Raw genomic sequence first — 14618 nt, 5'->3', positions numbered from 1 at the left:
CGCGGAGGACCCCGCCCTGCGTCATGATGTGCTCATGACCCAGGACGTCGACGCCCCGTTCCGCGTCTCGTTCGTCTGCAGCGGCAACATCTGCCGCTCCCCCATGGCCGGTGTCGTCTTCGCGCAGATCGCCGCGGACGCCGGCCTCGCCGACCGGTTCCAGGTGGAGTCGGCCGGCACCGGTGACTGGCACGTCGGGGAACCCGCCGACGAGCGCACGATCGCAGCGCTGGCGGCGCGCGGATACGATGGCAGCAGGCATCGCGCCCGTCAGTTCGACCCGGACCGGTTCCCGGACCTCGACCTGGTGGTCGCACTCGACCGCTCCCACGAGCGCATCCTGCGTTCGTGGGCCCCGACCATGGACGACTCCGCCAAGGTGACGCTCCTGTTGCGGTACGACGCCGCCTGGCCCCAGCAGGCCGACGTGCCGGACCCGTACTACGCGGACCGGCACGAGTTCGACCGAGTGCTCTCGACCGTCGAACGGGCCTGCCGGGCGCTCTTCCACCAGCTCGAGCCGGCAGTCCGTCAGGGAGCCCCATGACCCCCCTTCCCCCGCAGCCGATCAGCCCGCTCGACGGGCGCTACTACCCGATCGTGCACACGGTGGGCGAGCACCTCTCCGAGGCCGGCCTCAACCGCGCGCGCATCGTGGTCGAGGTCGAGTGGCTCATCTTCCTGACCGACCACGCGATGTTCACCACCTCACCGCTCAGCGTCGACGACAAGGCCGCACTGCGCCGGATCGTCTCGACCTTCGGCCAGGACCAGATCGCGGAGCTCGCCGACATCGAGGCGACGACCCGGCACGACGTCAAGGCCGTCGAGTACTTCGTGCGCCGCCGGCTGTCCGAGCTCGGGCTCGACGCGATCGCCGAGCTCACCCACTTCGCCGCCACGAGCGAGGACGTCAACAACCTGTCCTACGCACTCACCGTGCGGGACACCGTCGACCAGGTCTGGCTGCCCGGTTTCCGCGCCGTGCTCGAGAAGCTCCGGACGCTCGCCGTCGAGCTGAAGAGCGTGCCGATGCTCTCGCACACCCACGGTCAGCCGGCCACCCCGACGACGCTCGGCAAGGAGCTCGCGGTCGTCGTCTACCGGCTCGAGCGCGTGCTCGCCCAGATCGAGGGCGGCGAGTACCTCGGCAAGTTCTCCGGCGCGACCGGCACCTTCTCGGCACACCTCGCCGCTGACCCCGAGGCCGACTGGCCCGCGCTGTCCCGCGAGTTCGTCGAGGGCCTCGGCCTGACGTGGAACCCGCTCACCACGCAGATCGAGTCGCACGACTGGCAGGCCGAGCTCTACGACCGGGTGCGTCACGCCAACCGGATCCTGCACAACCTGGCGACCGACGTGTGGACCTACATCTCGATGGGGTACTTCACGCAGATCCCCGTCGCGGGTGCGACCGGGTCGTCGACGATGCCGCACAAGATCAACCCGATCAAGTTCGAGAACGCCGAGGCGAACCTCGAGATCTCGTCGGCGCTCTTCTCGACGCTGTCCGAGACCCTCGTGACGAGCCGACTGCAGCGCGACCTGACCGACTCCACCACGCAGCGGAACATCGGTGTCGCGTTCGGGCACTCGCTGCTCGCGCTCGACAACCTGCGCCGCGGTCTGGGCGAGATCGCCGTGAACGAGGTCAAGCTCGCCGACGACCTCGACCACAACTGGGAGGTCCTCGCCGAGGCCATCCAGACGGTCATCCGTGCCGAGGTCACCGCCGGGCAGTCGAACATCGAGGACCCCTACGCGATGCTCAAGGAGCTCACGCGGGGCAAGCGGGTGAGCCAGCAGGACCTCATCGTGTTCGTGAACCGTCTGGACATCTCCGACGGCGCGAAGGCCCGGCTGACGAACCTGACGCCGGCGACCTACACGGGCCTGGCGGACGAGCTGGTCGACCACCTCGACGTCTGAGCACGACGAACCGGCGGCCGGTCGGCCGCCGGTTCGTCGTCGGATCCGCTTCCCGGGGTGCGGAATCCTGAGCGGTTCGATAGGTTCATGGTGCTGAATAGATCTCAGCACGGGGGCGTCGCAGTGGATGCACCCTGCCCACTGATCGGATGGATCTCCACACCGTGCTTCGTTCTCGCATCACCGCGGCCGCCGTCGGCGCCACCGTGCTCGGCGTCTCCGCCGCCCTCGTCCCGACGGTCTCGACCGCCCTCGTGACGAGCTCCACCGCTTCGGCCATCGTCACCTGGACCGACTCGGCCGACGACTTCACCGCCGCGCCGACCGGCACCTTCCCGCTGACCGACCAGTGGTACTGGGCGTCCGTGAACGACCTGGGCGGTGGCGGCTCGATCACCGACCACGCCACGCTCGACGAGGACGGCCTGTCCGTCTCCGAGGGCGAGGCCGTCGCGCTGGTCCGCGGGCTGAACACGCCGGTGGCCCCGGATGCCGTCCCCGCGCTCGCCGCCGGGATCAGCATGACCACGACCGGTGCGACGACCTTCGGCCTCGCGGTCCAGGCGGGCGACGACTCCACCGCACAGTCCGTGGTCTTCGCCACGGACGCGCCCGTCACCGACGGCGGCGGCACGGTCAGCGGTACCAGCAACTGGATCGACCCCACGACCGGCGACGTCGAGTCGACGGCCGAGCTCGCAGCCGACCTGCGCGACGCTGACGCCGAGGTCGTCGGCTACGTCGTCTACGTCGGCATCGACATCGCCGGCGGGATCACCCCGCCGCCGACCGGGCCGACCGAGACCCCCGCACCGACCGACCAGCCCACCCCGGCCCCGACCGTGGACGGCGCTCCGGCACCGACCGGTCTGCCCGGCACCGAGCTGAAGAGCCTCGCCGCCCCGCTCGAGGTCACCGGCCAGGCCCTCGCCGCCGACGCCAGCGGCTCGGTCTCCGCGCTCCGCGTCGACGACACCACGACCTACTTCACGCCGCAGCCCACCGCGGCCGCCGAGCTCCTCACCCCGACCGCGACCCTGACCGCGGCCACCACCACCGGTGTCCGCATCCAGGGCTCGGGCTTCGCTCCGGGCGAGACCGTCGGCGCCGGCGTCGGCACCGATGCCCAGGGCACCGAGATCCCGGGGGTCGCGTTCCGCGCCGACGCCGAGGGCAACGTCTCCGGCACGATCGTCCTGCCCGCCGACTTCGTGAACACCGCCGGCGCCTACAGCGTCGGTCTCGTCGGTGCCTCGTCCGCACAGGCCGCTCAGGCCGCGCTCACCGTCACCGCCGACCCGGCCGCTGCCGGTGACGCGGGCACGGCACCGGTCGCCGTACCGGTGCCCGGAACGGCGAACTTCACGGGCTGATCTTGCCGATCCTCCCGACCGAGCCACGGCGGCGTGCGACTGTGATCGCCGCCGCCGTGGCCGTCGTCTGTGCGGGGGCCGTCGCGTTCGTCGCGTTCGGCCCCCTGTCGGCCGCGCCCGCCCCGACCCCGAGCAGGTCCGTTGCGGCGCCGACGCCGACTCCGACGACGGCACCGGAGCCGACCCCGTCGGCAGCACCCGTCGACGCGCTCGACGCCCCGGCCAGCACCACCGTCGCCGCCGTCAGCGGCGCGTCCGTCCCGGTCAGCGCGAGCGCGGGCGGCACGGCGACGCAGACCCTCGAGAACCCGCAGGCCTCCGGCGCCCCGCTCGTCTTCCGGGTCGTCGACCAGCAGGACGGCTGGGTGGAGGTGCAGCTCGCACAGCGCCCGAACGGCAGCACGGGCTGGGTACCGGCCAGCGCCGTCACCCTGTCCGAGGACCCGTACGCGATCGTCGTCACCCGCTCGACGAACACCCTCGACCTCTACAAGGCCGGCAAGGTCGTCGAGAGCTACCCCGTCGCCACCGGCACCGGCGGCACCCCGTCGCCGACCGGCCGGTTCGCGCTGACCGAGCTGCTCGCGCCGACGAACGAGGGCTACGGCCCGTACGCGTACGGCACGACCGCGTTCTCGGACGTGCTCAACTCCTTCGGCGGTGGCCCGGGCCAGATCGGGCTGCACGGCACGGAGGACACGTCGAGCATCGGCACCGCCGCCTCGCACGGCTGCATCCGCATGCACAACGCCGACATCACGGCCCTGGCGGAGCTCCTGCCGCTCGGCACGCCGTTCCAGGTGCGCTGACGTTCCGGGGGCACTGACGTTCCCGGGGCACTGACGTTCCAGGTGCGCTGACGTTCCAGGTGCGCTGACGCGGCCTGGAGGCACGGCGTGCGCCCGGCGGTGGGCGCCACCGTCTCAGGTGGTGACGTGCAGAGCCTCGGCGACCAGCGCCTCCAGGACGGTGCGCACCACGGGCCGGACGGCACGGTCGGGGCGGACCAGTGCCTCGATGCGGCGTCCGGCACGGACGTCGGCGAGTTCCGCCAGGTGGAAGCGCCCGGCGGCCCGCGTGCCCGACGTGTACCGCGGGACGAGTGCGATGCCGTGCCCTGCCGCCACCAGGTTCTCGATGACCGGCAGGTGGATCGTGCGGAACGCGACGCTCGGCGGGGTGTCCGTCGCCGCGGCCATCGCGTGCAGCACACGGTCGATCGGGTAGCCCTCCGGCACGCCGATCCAGCGTTCCCCGACGACCTCGTCGATGCCCACGCGTGCGCGGCCGACCAGGGCGTGCCCGGGCGGCAGGGCGACGTCGAGCGGTTCGCGCAGGAGCGGCACGGTGTCGACCGATCCCTGGTCCGCCGGTCGGACACCGTCCGACCGGTGCCCGACGACCACGTCGTGGTCGGCGGCGAGCGGTGCGAACTCCCCCTCGCTGACGTCGACGTCGACCAGGGTCAGCGCGATGCCGGGGTGCGCCTGCATCCGGGTGAGCACGCCGGGCAAGAGCAGTTCGGCGGCGGACGGGAAGATCGCCAGGGACACCGGTCCGGTCGTGCCGCCGAGGTGTTCCTGCCAGGCGGCGTCCACCCGGGCGATGGCGGTCGCGACCCCGGGTGCCAGGCCGGCCAGGACCTGGCCGTGCGGGGTCAGGCGGACGCCGCGCCCGACGCGTTCGACCAGCGGGACCCCGACCTGCCGCTGCAGCGTCTGCAGCTGCTGGGAGACTGCGCTGGGTGTGCGGTGGGTGGCCTCGGCGACGGCCGTGACGCTGCCACGCTCGGCGAGCTCGCGGAGGACCGCCAGCAGCTGCACGTCGAAGTCGACCATGCAGGGACCCTACATCGTGCTTCGCGAAGGTTTCGATGGACCTACAACGTACTGGCCGGGACGATGAGGAGCATGACCGCTCGTGACCGTCTCTTCGCCGTCGTGGTGGCCGTGGTCTGGGGACTGAACTTCCCCGCGACGGCACTCGCGCTCGAGCACTTCCCGCCGTTCCTGCTCGCAGCGCTGCGGTTCACGATCCTGGCGGTCCCGACGCTGCTGTTCGTGCCGCGGCCGCGGATCCCGTTCGGGCGACTGCTGCTCGTCGGCCTCGGGCTCGGCGTGCTGCAGTTCTCGTTCCTGTACCTGAGCATGGCGTCCGGCATGCCGTCGGGGCTGGCCTCGCTCGTCCTGCAGGCCTCCGCGCCCTTCACGGTGGTGCTGGCCGGGGTGTTCCTGCGCGAGCGGCTGACCGGCCGGCAGGTCGTCGGGGTCACCGTCGCCGTGGCCGCCCTCGCCGCGATCGCCCTGCACCGTTCCCAGACCGCCGCGCTGCTGCCCGTCGTGCTCGCGCTGTGCGGTGCCCTCGGGTGGGCGATCGGCAACGTCGCGACCCGGCGGGCGGGCGCCGCGAACCCGCTGCACCTGACCCTGTGGTGGTCGGTCGTGCCACCCGTGCCGATGGCCGTGCTGTCGCTCGTGGTCGAGGGACCGGACCGCATCGGGGCCGCACTCGGCACGGCGTTCACGCCGGCGGCGCTGCCGGCCGACCTCGGCCTGCTCTACATCGTGGTCGTCGCGACCCTGGTGGGCTACGGCATCTGGTCGCGGCTGCTGGCGACCTACCCCTCGAGCACGGTCGCGCCGTTCTCGATGCTCGTGCCGGTGGTCGGGGTGCTCGCGTCGTGGGCGGCCTTCGGCGAGGTGCCCGACCTGGTCGAGGTGCTCGCCGGCGCGGTCGTCGTGGCCGCCGTGCTGTGGTCGTCGCGTCCGGCGCGGGACCGCGGGCCGCGACCGGGCCGGAACCCGGCGCCGGATCGGGCACCGACACCAGCTCCGGTCGACGGGGTCCCGGTGCCGGTGCTCAGCCCCGGTGCTGGCGGCGCTCCGCGATGATCCCGGCGAGCGCCCCACGCAGGTGCGGGTACCGGAACTCGTAGCCCGCCTCGGTCAACCGGGTCGGCACCACCCACCGGCTCTTCAGCACGAGTTCGGTCTCGGTGCGGATCGCGAACGACCCGAGTTCGAGCATCCACCGCCAGGTCGGTACCCCGAACCGGCGTCCGACGGCGTCGCGGATGGTCGCCATCACGGTGCGGTTGTCGGACGGGTTCGGGCTCGAGAGGTTCACCGGCCCCTCGATCTCCGGGTGGTCGCGGAGGAACCGGATCGACCCGAGGACATCGGCGATGTGCACCCAGCTGAAGCGCTGCCGACCGTGCGTGGGCCGGTGGTGGTGGTACGTGCCGGCGCGGAGCCGGGAGCGCGTCGGCACCCACGGCCCGTCGTACTGCGGCCCGCCGAGGCCGGCCTGCGCGAGCCGGAGGAGCGGCAGCAGGGCGCTGCCGTCGCCGAACACGATCGCCATCCGGAGCGCCACACGACGGGTGCCGGGCAGGTCGGCGCCGAAGAAGGCGTCCTCCCACGCGCGGGCCACGGAGACCGAGAACCCCTCGCCGATCTCGCCGGTGGTCTCGTCCTGCGGGCGGTCGTCGGCGTGCCGGTAGATCGTCGCGGTCGAGGCGTTCATCCACAGCGGCGTCGGGTGCTCCGACGTCCGGATGGCCTCGGCGAGCTCGAGCGTGGTGTCCACCCGTGAGCGCATGATCTCCGCACGGTTGCGTCGGCCGTAGCGGCAGTTGACGCTCTTGCCCGCCATGTTCACGACCATGGCGGCACCGTCGACGAGTTCCCGGATGCGCAGGGTGTTGCCCCACACCGCGTCGCCGGTCCGGCCGATGGTGACGACCCGGTAGCCCTCTGCCGCGAAGGCGTCCCGAAGGTACCGCCCCACGAAGCCGCTCGCTCCCGCGATCACGACGCGGCCCTTCTCGTCGCTCATCTCATCCCCGTTCTGTGTCCGGCGCGATCTCGTACCGGAACGCCCCCTCGTACCGGTACAGCGTGCCGACCACCGGCGCGGTGAGCACCAGGGACACGCGCTGCAGGTCGGCTTCGTCATCGAATCGTTCCGTGAGCGTCACACACGGGCTCAGGGCGGCCGGGAGGCGCAGATCGCGTCCCAGCGCACGGAACGTCACGCGCGTGGAGACCAGGCGCAGGGCGCCCGCGTCCGGACCGGTGTCGTCGACCTGCGCCCGCAGACGCGCGCTGACGCGCCCGCGGCGACCGAGGTGGTCGACCAGGCCGTCGGGTTCGGCGGTGATGGCGTCCACCATCGTGCGGGCTCCCGAGCGGAACCGGAAGGTGCGGTGCGCGCGGACGGCGGGGCGGGCCTCCAGGCCGGTGCCGGGTCCACGACGGACGCGAGCCGGGCGGTTCTCGACGGTGAAGGGCACGTCCCGTTCCCACACCGGGAACATGACGGCGTCGCGCGCGAACCACGCGAGGACCGGCCAGACCCACCGGCGCGGGGTGCCGACCACGGTGAACACGCCCTCGCCGCGACCGACGTGTCCGGGCGGGACGGCAGCGAAGTAGGTCCGGAGCCGGGGGTGCAGCCGGGCCAGCACCTCGGGTGGGGTGGACAGCTCGTAGGGCGACCGGCTCACGCTGACGATCCTGGCATGTCGTCAGTGCGGATCCCTACGATGTCGCACATGGGACACGACCACGGGCACGGCGTCGGGCACGCCTCGGAGCGCGCCCTGCTCATCGCGTTCTGCATCTCGGCGGGCATCCTGCTCGCCGAGGTCGTGGGCGCCGTGGTCACGGGTTCGCTCGCACTGCTCGTCGACGCCGGGCACATGGTCGTCGACACCGGCGGACTCGGCATCGGACTCGTCGCGACGCGGCTCGCCCGCCGGTCGCCGACCGCACAGCGCACCTGGGGCTTCCAGCGGGCCGAGGTCCTCGGGGCCACCGCGCAGGCCGCGATCCTGCTCGCCGTCGGCGTCTACGTGATCATCTCGGCGGTCCAGCGGCTCGTCGTGCCGGAGGAGATCCACTCCGGGCCGCTGCTCGTCTTCGGCATCGTCGGACTCGTCGGCAACCTGGTGGCCTACGCGGTGCTGCTCCGGGCCTCGGGCGAGGGCTTCACGTCGCGTGCCGCCCGGCTCGAGGTCCTCAACGACACCCTCGGGTCGGTGGCCGTCATCATCGCCGCGGTCGTGCTCATGCTGACCGGGTGGGAGCGGGCGGACTCCGTCGCCGCGATCCTGATCGGCCTGCTCATCCTGCCGCGGGCGATCCGGCTGCTGCGCGAGACCGCGAACGTGCTGCTCGAGTCGACGCCGCCGGGGCTCGACCTCGACGACGTGCGGGGCCACATCCTCGAGCTCGACCACGTCATCGCCGTGCACGACCTGCACGCGACGCTCGTGGCGACCGGGGTGCCGAACCTGACCGCGCACGTGGTCGTCGACGACCACTGCTTCTCGACGGCGCACGCCCCGGCGATCCTCGACGAGCTGCAGCGGTGCGTGGCGGAGCACTTCGACGTGCCGGTGGAGCACTCGACGTTCCAGTTGGAGCCGGCGTCGCACCGGCGGCACGAGTACGAGGTGCACGCGTAGGGTCGCGCGCTCGGCGTGTGTGCGTCTCGGCGTTTGGGCGTCTCGACGTTTGGGCGTGTGGGCGTGTGGGTGTCTGGACGCTGCGGCGGTGGGGGACGACGCGGAACGACGAGGTCGACGTCGTACGACGACGACAGGGTCGCTTCGTGCAGACGCGGACTGTTGCGTGGCGGTGGTTGCGACAGCGTCGATGTCGTACGACGACGGCGGTGTCGTTCGACGTCAGTGGGCAGCGTGGTCTGTCGCAGAACGGGCGGACAGCGCCGGCGTCAGCAGTCGTCGGTGCGCGTGGGGTACGCCGTGATCACCCGGTCGGTGGTGGCCGAGACGATCACCTTGACGAAGGGCTCGTCGTCGGGGCGTGACCCGTCGTCGAACCGGACGGGTGCGGCGTAGCAGACCTTGCCGTCGCCGGCGTCGAGCGGGAACCCGGGGCGTGGGTCCTCGAGGGCCGTCTGCACCGCGGTGAGCATGGCGTCGTCCCAGTCGCGCGAGCCGTGCCCGGAGACGACGTCCTGCCAGTCGGCGGTGTGCCGCACCCGGATGTGCTCGTAGCCCTGGGCAGCGGTGCCGCACTGCAGGGTGACGCGGCCCAGGGCCTCGGTCTCGTACTGCGCGACGGCCGCCTGGGTCGTCGTGTCGCACCGGCCGAGCGCCGTGCTGCCGGGCATGTCCGGCCCGGTGCGGGTGATCGTGACGGTGCCGTCACCGGCGGCGGTCGGCGCATCGACCGGGGTCTGTGAGGCCGAGCCGGCGCCGATGGTCGGGTCGTCCGCACCCTGCCGTGCCGTCAGGAACAGCCCGCCGGCGAGGAGACCGGCGGCGACCACGGCCGCGATCCCCGTGATCACGGGACGGTTGCGGTTCCGGGGCACGCACCCAGTATGCCGGGAGTGCGTCCGCACGACGGAACCGGGTTCCGGACACGGCACCGCGCCATCGCGTGGTCCGGTGTCCGGAACCCGGTTCCGGGAGGCGACGGGCGGACGCCAGGCCCGTGGCGCGTCAGGCGCGCGCGGCCAGCCGGGTGCCGGCGACGACGGCCAGGACGGCGACGAGCACGACGTACCCGATCAGGACGGGGAGCGTCGGGATCACCAGCAGCGCCGCCCCGACGGCCACGACCGGCACGGTGAGTCCGGCGTAGGCGATGAGGAACGTGGCGGCGAGCACGCCGCCCCGACGCTCCGGCCCGACCAGTGCTGCGGCGCTGCCGATCGCGGCGCGGAACAGCAGGCCGACCCCGGCGCCCGCGACGACCCCGCCGCCGATGAACCCGGCGACCTGCAGCAGGACCGCGGCGACGGCGAGGACGACCAGCCCGACGACCAGCAGCACCATGCCGAGCCGGATCTGCGCACGCTGCGACAGCCGGGCGAAGACGATCTGCGAGAGCGCGCTCGCGGCGAAGACCCCGAAGGTCGTGGCCCCGGCGGCCAGGCGGTCGGTGACGTGGAAGGTGGTGCCGAGGAAGCTCGGCGCGACAGACGTGAAGAGGCCCTGCACGGCGAGTGCCGCGAACGCTGCTGCACCGGCTGCCCAGAACGCAGCTCCCTGGCCCTCGGGAGCCTGCATGCGCTGCGGGCGGTAGGCCACGGGCTGCTCGGGGCGGCCGACCGTCTCCGGTGCGGCCAGCACCAGCACGAACGCGATGGCCAGCGCGATCACGAACACCACGTACGGGACCATGAGCGGCTGCCCGACGAACTCGGCGAGCGCTCCACCGACCAGGGCGCCGAGCGACAGCCCGCCGAGGTTCACCGCCCCGGCGGCGACGCTCGCCCCCTTCGCGGAGTCGCTCGACCCGGTCGCACGGACCCGGAGCTCACCGAGGTGCGCCGTCGCGGTCGCCGTCAGCGTCCCGACACCGAGGCCGGTCACGAGCCGGGCGACGATGAGGCCGGTGACGTCGTTCCAGAGCAGGAACAGCACGGCAGCGACCAGCTCGAGGGCGATGGACACCAGGATGAGCGGGCGCCGCCCGTGCACGTCGCTCAGGTGTCCCGCCAGGTACAGCGACCCGACGACCCCGACCCCGTACGCCGCGAAGATCACGGTCGTGGTGAAGGTCGGGAACCCGTCACGGGCCTGGTAGATGACGTAGAGGGGCGCGGGGACGGTCGCGAAGGCCATCACCGCGAGGAACGCGAAGGCGACGACCCAGAAGCCGAAACCGTGGCGCCGACGGGTGTGGACACGGCGTCCGCGCGGGGCGACGACACGGTCGCTCGCGGATGCGGGAGCGGCGGTGGTGGCGGGGACGGTGCCCGTCGGGGTGTCGGTGACGGTTGACATGCTCCGATGATCGCGCTCGGGGTGCATCGAGTCCAACGGATGCGCTTGATGTGCACGATCGATCTGTTCGATACTCGGACGATGGAGACCCGACTGCTCGAACAGTTCGTCACCGTCGCCGCCGAGGGCAGCGTCACCCGGGCGGCCGAACGACTCTGGGCCGCGCAGTCCACGGTGTCCGCGGGCATCGCCTCGCTCGAGCGCAGCTTCGGGGTGCGGCTCTTCGACCGCACCGGCCGACGGCTCGTCCTGACCCCGGCCGGCTTGGACCTGCTCCCCCACGCCCGCGCGGTGCTCGAGTCCCTCGACCGGATGCGCGACCTGGCCACCGCCGACGACGCCGACCTGCGGGGGCGGGTGCGGCTCGGCATCTTCACGAGCATGGACATCGTCGACCTGACGGGCGTGCTGCAGCGGTTCCGACGGCAGCACCCGCTCGTCGCGGTGGAGCTGATGACCTCGCCGTCGGGGACGACCGGGCTCGTGCAGGACCTGGTCGCCGGGCGGCTCGACATCGCCTACACGGGCCTGCCCACCGTGCCCGCCGGCGTCGTCGTGGAGCCGTTGCGGGAGATGCCGTTCCGGGTGTTCACCGCGTCGGACCACCCGCTCGCCGGCCGGTCGTCGGTGTCGCTCGCCGAACTCGCCGATGAACCCTTCGTCGACACGGCGCACGGGTTCGGCAACCGGATCATCCTCGACGGGGCACTCGAGCGGCTCGGCATCCGGCGGCGCATCGTCGCGGAGATGAACGACATGCCCGCCGTGATCCGGTTCGCCTCGGCCGGGCTCGGCGTCGGGGTCGTGCCGGACTCGGGGGTGCGGTACGACGGTGCGGTGCTCGACCTGGAGGACGAGGTCGAGCCGCTCCGCATCGGTCTGGCGGTCCGGACGTCCCCGGAGCCGAGTCGAGCGGTCCGGACGCTGGCGCGCGACATCGTGGCGGCGCGGGTGGGGTGACGCGGGGCGTGGTCGGTGTGCTCCGTGAGCAGGAACGGTCGCGTCACGGTGCGCGAGGCGACCGTTCCTGCTCACGATCTGACCACCGACGGACTGGAGGCACGGGTCGGGTCCGCCCCGTGCCTCCGGGCCGTCAGTCCCCCCAGATCTCCCCGATGACGGCGTTCAGCAGACCGTTCGTCGGGAAGCCGATTTGGTCGACGACGACGTAGCTGTCGCCGCGGACGTACAGGGTGTACGCCTTGGCGGCGCCGTCGTCGAGGGTCGCTCGGAGCTGGCACAGCGTGCCGTCCGGTCGCTCCGTGCAGGTGCCGCCAGCCTCGTCGCCGAACGAGTCGATCTGGTACTGGACGTGCTCGGCGCTCGCGGTGTGGATCGAGACGGACAGGAACGAGCTGTCCGCATCCGGCTTCTGCCACCCGCAGCTGATCGACGCCGAGACGACGTCCACGGTGTCGGGGTCTTGGGTGTCCTTCTCGGTCACCGACGCATCTCCGAACAACCGCGAGTACTCCGACGCGGGCACGATCGAGCGGCAGCTCGTGGGGATCGTGGCGACGGTGTTGCGCGGGGTCGGGGTGGGCTTCGGGGTCGGGGCGCCCGTGATCGGGGCGGAGCTCGGCGTCGTCGCGGACGGCGACGGCTCGGGCTGCTGGGTCTGGGTGGGAGCGGCGACCGGGTCGGCGTTCTGCTGCGACAGGGTCAGCGCGACGGCACCGGTCGCGGTGCCGAGTGCCAGCAGGGCGACGACGCCGACCACGACGCCCGAGCGACCACGACGTCGCTTCGGGCGGGGCGTGGCGCGTTCGAGGACGTTCTGCTTCATCGAGACGAGCATGCGCTGCAGCTCGTCTCCCTGGGGAGGTTCAGTGTTCATCGTGCATCACCGCCTTCTTGAGTCGACGTCGGTTGCGGGAGACCCGCTGGGTGACCGCGCCGACCGTGAGCCCGAGGAGCTCCGCGGCTTCGGCGTAGGAGTACCCCTCGAGGAGGCAGAGCTCGCAGATGCGGCGGTCGAGGTCGGGGAGCGCGGCGATCTCGGCACGGACCCAGCGCAGGGTCTCGCGTGCCTCGTCCTGGTCGGCGGGCGAGGCGAGGTGCTCGGGGAGTTCGTCCGCGCGACGACGGGCCTGCTTGCGGCCGGTGTTGAAGGCGTGGTTGCGGCAGACGACGAGCAGCCACGGCAGCACGGTGTCCGCCGGCAGCTCGAGGGTCGCCGCCCGCTGCCAGAGCGTGAGGAACGCGTCCTGCACGATCTCCTCGACGTCGGAGCGGTTGTCCACGAGTGCCCAGGCGTAGCGGGTGAGGGTGGCGGCGTACCGGTCGAACGCTCGTGCGAGCGCTCCGGTGTCCCCCTGTGCCATCGCACGGACGAGTCCTTCGTCCGTGTCGGTGCCGGTCGTCACGTCCACATCCCACCTCCTTCACCCAGAGGTGTCGGCAGGACCCGCGATCCTGACAGGACCGTTCCTGATTCGTGACCTCGGGCGTGTCCGGCGTCAGGACGCGGTCGCCGCTGGGTCAGCCGTCAGTGGAAGTCGTCGCCGTCGCCCTCGCCCGGCGTCTTGTGCCCGCCGAGCATGTCGTTGTCGTCCTGCTCGCTCGACGAGGCGAGCTGCAGCATCGCGAGCACGACGACGACCACGATGAACGCGACGCCGAGGAAGATCACGGCCAGCTGCAGTTCCCGCGTCGAGAACAGCACGACGAGCCCGGTGAACACCGCGACGATCGCGGAGATCCCGAGGAGCTCGACCGGGCGCAGACGGTCACGACGGCTGGGGGTGGTCATGCGTGTGGTGCTCCGTCCGGGGCGACGGCCGGCGTGGCCGTGCCCCACTTGTGCGAGAGGCCGGCGATCACGTGGAAGACGGCCGTGATGGCGAGGTACGCGCCGAGCAGGCCGACGAGCACGATCGAGGCGTCGAGGGTGCCGGTGACCTGTTCCACGCCACCGAGCTGCTGGGAGTAGTCGGGGGGCGTGACGAGGAAGGCGACCGCGAGCAGCAGCGTGAGGCCGCCGATCGTGGTCCAGTCGCGAGCGAAGGGTGAGCGACGCCGGGCACGGAGCCCCTGCGACAGCTCGAGGGCCCCGGTCAGCACCGCGAACGCGACGATGACCGTGATGAAGGCCGGCAGCCCGAACCCGTTGCACGCGAACGCGGCGACCGCGGCGAGCAGGGTGATGACGGCCTGCAGCAGGGTCGTGCGACGCGAACGGCCGTCGAGGGGCAGTCGGGAGATCCCGGCGAACAGGAGCACGAGGCCCTCGACCAGGGCGAAGCCGCCGAACAGCACGAGACCGTAGCCCGCGGCGTGGTTGGTCGAGAAGGTGATGACCATCGCGACGACCGCTGCGGGGACCGCCCGGAGGATCGGGATCGGCCAGTACCGCGCGCGCTGGGTCGCGTCTTCCACGGTGGTGGCGTCGTCCACGGTGTCGGACACGAGACCTCTTTCGGGCATGCGGATCGTGGATCCGATCCTACCGCCGGTGGGGTGAACGCCCGACCGGGGGCGTCTCCACCCCCCTGTGGACGTGCACACCCGCGCGCCGGGACGGCACCGCGTCCGGTGCCGTCCCGGCGGCG

The 14618-nt window shown here is 72.3% G+C and carries 16 protein-coding genes; 7 read left to right on the top strand and 9 right to left on the bottom strand.

Annotated features, from left to right (window positions below):
- Positions 1 to 34 precede the first annotated feature (34 nt).
- The 4 genes from DEJ00_RS05785 (at position 35) to DEJ00_RS05770 (ending at position 4111) form a co-directional block, all read left to right on the top strand.
- Positions 35 to 547, top strand: a complete 513-nt coding sequence (locus DEJ00_RS05785) for a low molecular weight protein-tyrosine-phosphatase (protein WP_017886476.1) — start codon at positions 35 to 37, stop codon at positions 545 to 547.
- Positions 544 to 1929 (top strand): adenylosuccinate lyase, encoded by a 1386-nt coding sequence (gene purB / locus DEJ00_RS05780; protein WP_071246260.1) that lies wholly within the window; start codon positions 544 to 546, stop codon positions 1927 to 1929. The genes DEJ00_RS05785 and purB overlap by 4 nt, the downstream gene beginning before the upstream one ends.
- 149 nt (positions 1930 to 2078) lie before the next feature.
- On the top strand, positions 2079 to 3302 hold the full coding sequence (locus tag DEJ00_RS05775; protein WP_111056691.1) for a hypothetical protein: 1224 nt from the start codon (positions 2079 to 2081) through the stop codon (positions 3300 to 3302).
- Between the two features lie 2 nt (positions 3303 to 3304).
- Complete coding sequence (locus tag DEJ00_RS05770) at positions 3305 to 4111, top strand: L,D-transpeptidase family protein (RefSeq protein WP_258373555.1); 807 nt, start codon at positions 3305 to 3307, stop codon at positions 4109 to 4111.
- A gap of 114 nt (positions 4112 to 4225) precedes the next feature.
- On the opposite strand, the gene DEJ00_RS05765 is transcribed toward DEJ00_RS05770, so the two are convergent.
- On the bottom strand, positions 4226 to 5140 hold the full coding sequence (locus DEJ00_RS05765; RefSeq protein WP_111056689.1) for a LysR family transcriptional regulator: 915 nt from the start codon (positions 5138 to 5140) through the stop codon (positions 4226 to 4228).
- 72 nt (positions 5141 to 5212) lie between these two features.
- On the opposite strand from DEJ00_RS05765, the gene DEJ00_RS05760 reads away from it, so the two are divergent.
- Complete coding sequence (locus DEJ00_RS05760) at positions 5213 to 6193, top strand: EamA family transporter (protein ID WP_111056688.1); 981 nt, start codon at positions 5213 to 5215, stop codon at positions 6191 to 6193.
- Here DEJ00_RS05760 and DEJ00_RS05755 read toward each other — a convergent pair.
- Together DEJ00_RS05755 and DEJ00_RS05750 are read right to left on the bottom strand one after the other, a co-directional pair.
- Positions 6162 to 7139: an epimerase gene (locus DEJ00_RS05755; protein WP_027464973.1), complete on the bottom strand. Its 978-nt coding sequence runs from the start codon at positions 7137 to 7139 to the stop codon at positions 6162 to 6164. The genes DEJ00_RS05760 and DEJ00_RS05755 overlap by 32 nt on opposite strands.
- 1 nt (position 7140) lies before the next feature.
- Positions 7141 to 7809, bottom strand: coding sequence for a DUF4166 domain-containing protein (locus tag DEJ00_RS05750; protein WP_111056687.1), 669 nt, complete (start codon positions 7807 to 7809; stop codon positions 7141 to 7143).
- A gap of 48 nt (positions 7810 to 7857) precedes the next feature.
- Between DEJ00_RS05750 and DEJ00_RS05745 the strand changes: the two genes are divergently transcribed.
- Positions 7858 to 8772, top strand: coding sequence for a cation diffusion facilitator family transporter (locus DEJ00_RS05745; protein WP_083404300.1), 915 nt, complete (start codon positions 7858 to 7860; stop codon positions 8770 to 8772).
- A 269-nt stretch (positions 8773 to 9041) separates the two neighbouring features.
- On the opposite strand, the gene DEJ00_RS05740 is transcribed toward DEJ00_RS05745, so the two are convergent.
- Positions 9042 to 9647: a hypothetical protein gene (locus DEJ00_RS05740; protein ID WP_146247877.1), complete on the bottom strand. Its 606-nt coding sequence runs from the start codon at positions 9645 to 9647 to the stop codon at positions 9042 to 9044.
- 130 nt (positions 9648 to 9777) lie between these two features.
- Positions 9778 to 11067, bottom strand: a complete 1290-nt coding sequence (locus DEJ00_RS05735; protein ID WP_111056685.1) for an MFS transporter — start codon at positions 11065 to 11067, stop codon at positions 9778 to 9780.
- Between the two features lie 81 nt (positions 11068 to 11148).
- Here DEJ00_RS05735 and DEJ00_RS05730 point away from each other — a divergent pair, with 81 nt between their 5' ends.
- Positions 11149 to 12027 carry a LysR family transcriptional regulator gene (locus tag DEJ00_RS05730; protein ID WP_181440089.1) on the top strand — a complete coding sequence of 293 codons (879 nt, stop codon included), beginning with the start codon at positions 11149 to 11151 and terminating at the stop codon, positions 12025 to 12027.
- A gap of 133 nt (positions 12028 to 12160) precedes the next feature.
- On the opposite strand, the gene DEJ00_RS05725 is transcribed toward DEJ00_RS05730, so the two are convergent.
- The 4 genes from DEJ00_RS05725 to DEJ00_RS05710 all read right to left on the bottom strand — a co-directional run bounded on the left by DEJ00_RS05725 (position 12161) and on the right by DEJ00_RS05710 (position 14475).
- The gene (locus tag DEJ00_RS05725; RefSeq protein ID WP_146247876.1) at positions 12161 to 12904 is read right to left on the bottom strand and encodes a hypothetical protein; all 744 of its coding nucleotides are present in this window, start codon (positions 12902 to 12904) and stop codon (positions 12161 to 12163) included.
- Positions 12894 to 13433: an RNA polymerase sigma factor gene (locus DEJ00_RS05720; protein WP_111056890.1), complete on the bottom strand. Its 540-nt coding sequence runs from the start codon at positions 13431 to 13433 to the stop codon at positions 12894 to 12896. The genes DEJ00_RS05725 and DEJ00_RS05720 overlap by 11 nt, the downstream gene beginning before the upstream one ends.
- Before the next feature lie 122 nt (positions 13434 to 13555).
- Positions 13556 to 13819: a hypothetical protein gene (locus DEJ00_RS05715; RefSeq protein WP_027464979.1), complete on the bottom strand. Its 264-nt coding sequence runs from the start codon at positions 13817 to 13819 to the stop codon at positions 13556 to 13558.
- The gene (locus DEJ00_RS05710) at positions 13816 to 14475 is read right to left on the bottom strand and encodes a DUF308 domain-containing protein (protein ID WP_051596596.1); all 660 of its coding nucleotides are present in this window, start codon (positions 14473 to 14475) and stop codon (positions 13816 to 13818) included. The genes DEJ00_RS05715 and DEJ00_RS05710 overlap by 4 nt, the downstream gene beginning before the upstream one ends.
- Positions 14476 to 14618: the final 143 nt, after the last annotated feature.

Origin of the sequence: Curtobacterium sp. MCLR17_039, from assembly GCF_003234745.1 — a bacterium.
Taxonomy (GTDB): Bacteria; Actinomycetota; Actinomycetes; order Actinomycetales; family Microbacteriaceae; genus Curtobacterium; species Curtobacterium flaccumfaciens.
This window is presented reverse-complemented; position numbering and strand designations above follow the sequence as displayed.

Coding starts and splice junctions, on each gene's coding strand:
- DEJ00_RS05765 (WP_111056689.1), bottom strand. CDS start 5,140: ATGGTCGACTTCGACGTGCAGCTGCTGGCGGTCCTCCGCGAGCTCGCC.
- DEJ00_RS05725 (WP_146247876.1), bottom strand. CDS start 12,904: ATGAACACTGAACCTCCCCAGGGAGACGAGCTGCAGCGCATGCTCGTC.
- purB (WP_071246260.1), top strand. CDS start 544: ATGACCCCCCTTCCCCCGCAGCCGATCAGCCCGCTCGACGGGCGCTAC.
- DEJ00_RS05735 (WP_111056685.1), bottom strand. CDS start 11,067: ATGTCAACCGTCACCGACACCCCGACGGGCACCGTCCCCGCCACCACC.
- DEJ00_RS05730 (WP_181440089.1), top strand. CDS start 11,149: ATGGAGACCCGACTGCTCGAACAGTTCGTCACCGTCGCCGCCGAGGGC.
- DEJ00_RS05775 (WP_111056691.1), top strand. CDS start 2,079: ATGGATCTCCACACCGTGCTTCGTTCTCGCATCACCGCGGCCGCCGTC.
- DEJ00_RS05755 (WP_027464973.1), bottom strand. CDS start 7,139: ATGAGCGACGAGAAGGGCCGCGTCGTGATCGCGGGAGCGAGCGGCTTC.
- DEJ00_RS05715 (WP_027464979.1), bottom strand. CDS start 13,819: ATGACCACCCCCAGCCGTCGTGACCGTCTGCGCCCGGTCGAGCTCCTC.
- DEJ00_RS05760 (WP_111056688.1), top strand. CDS start 5,213: ATGACCGCTCGTGACCGTCTCTTCGCCGTCGTGGTGGCCGTGGTCTGG.
- DEJ00_RS05785 (WP_017886476.1), top strand. CDS start 35: ATGACCCAGGACGTCGACGCCCCGTTCCGCGTCTCGTTCGTCTGCAGC.
- DEJ00_RS05745 (WP_083404300.1), top strand. CDS start 7,858: ATGGGACACGACCACGGGCACGGCGTCGGGCACGCCTCGGAGCGCGCC.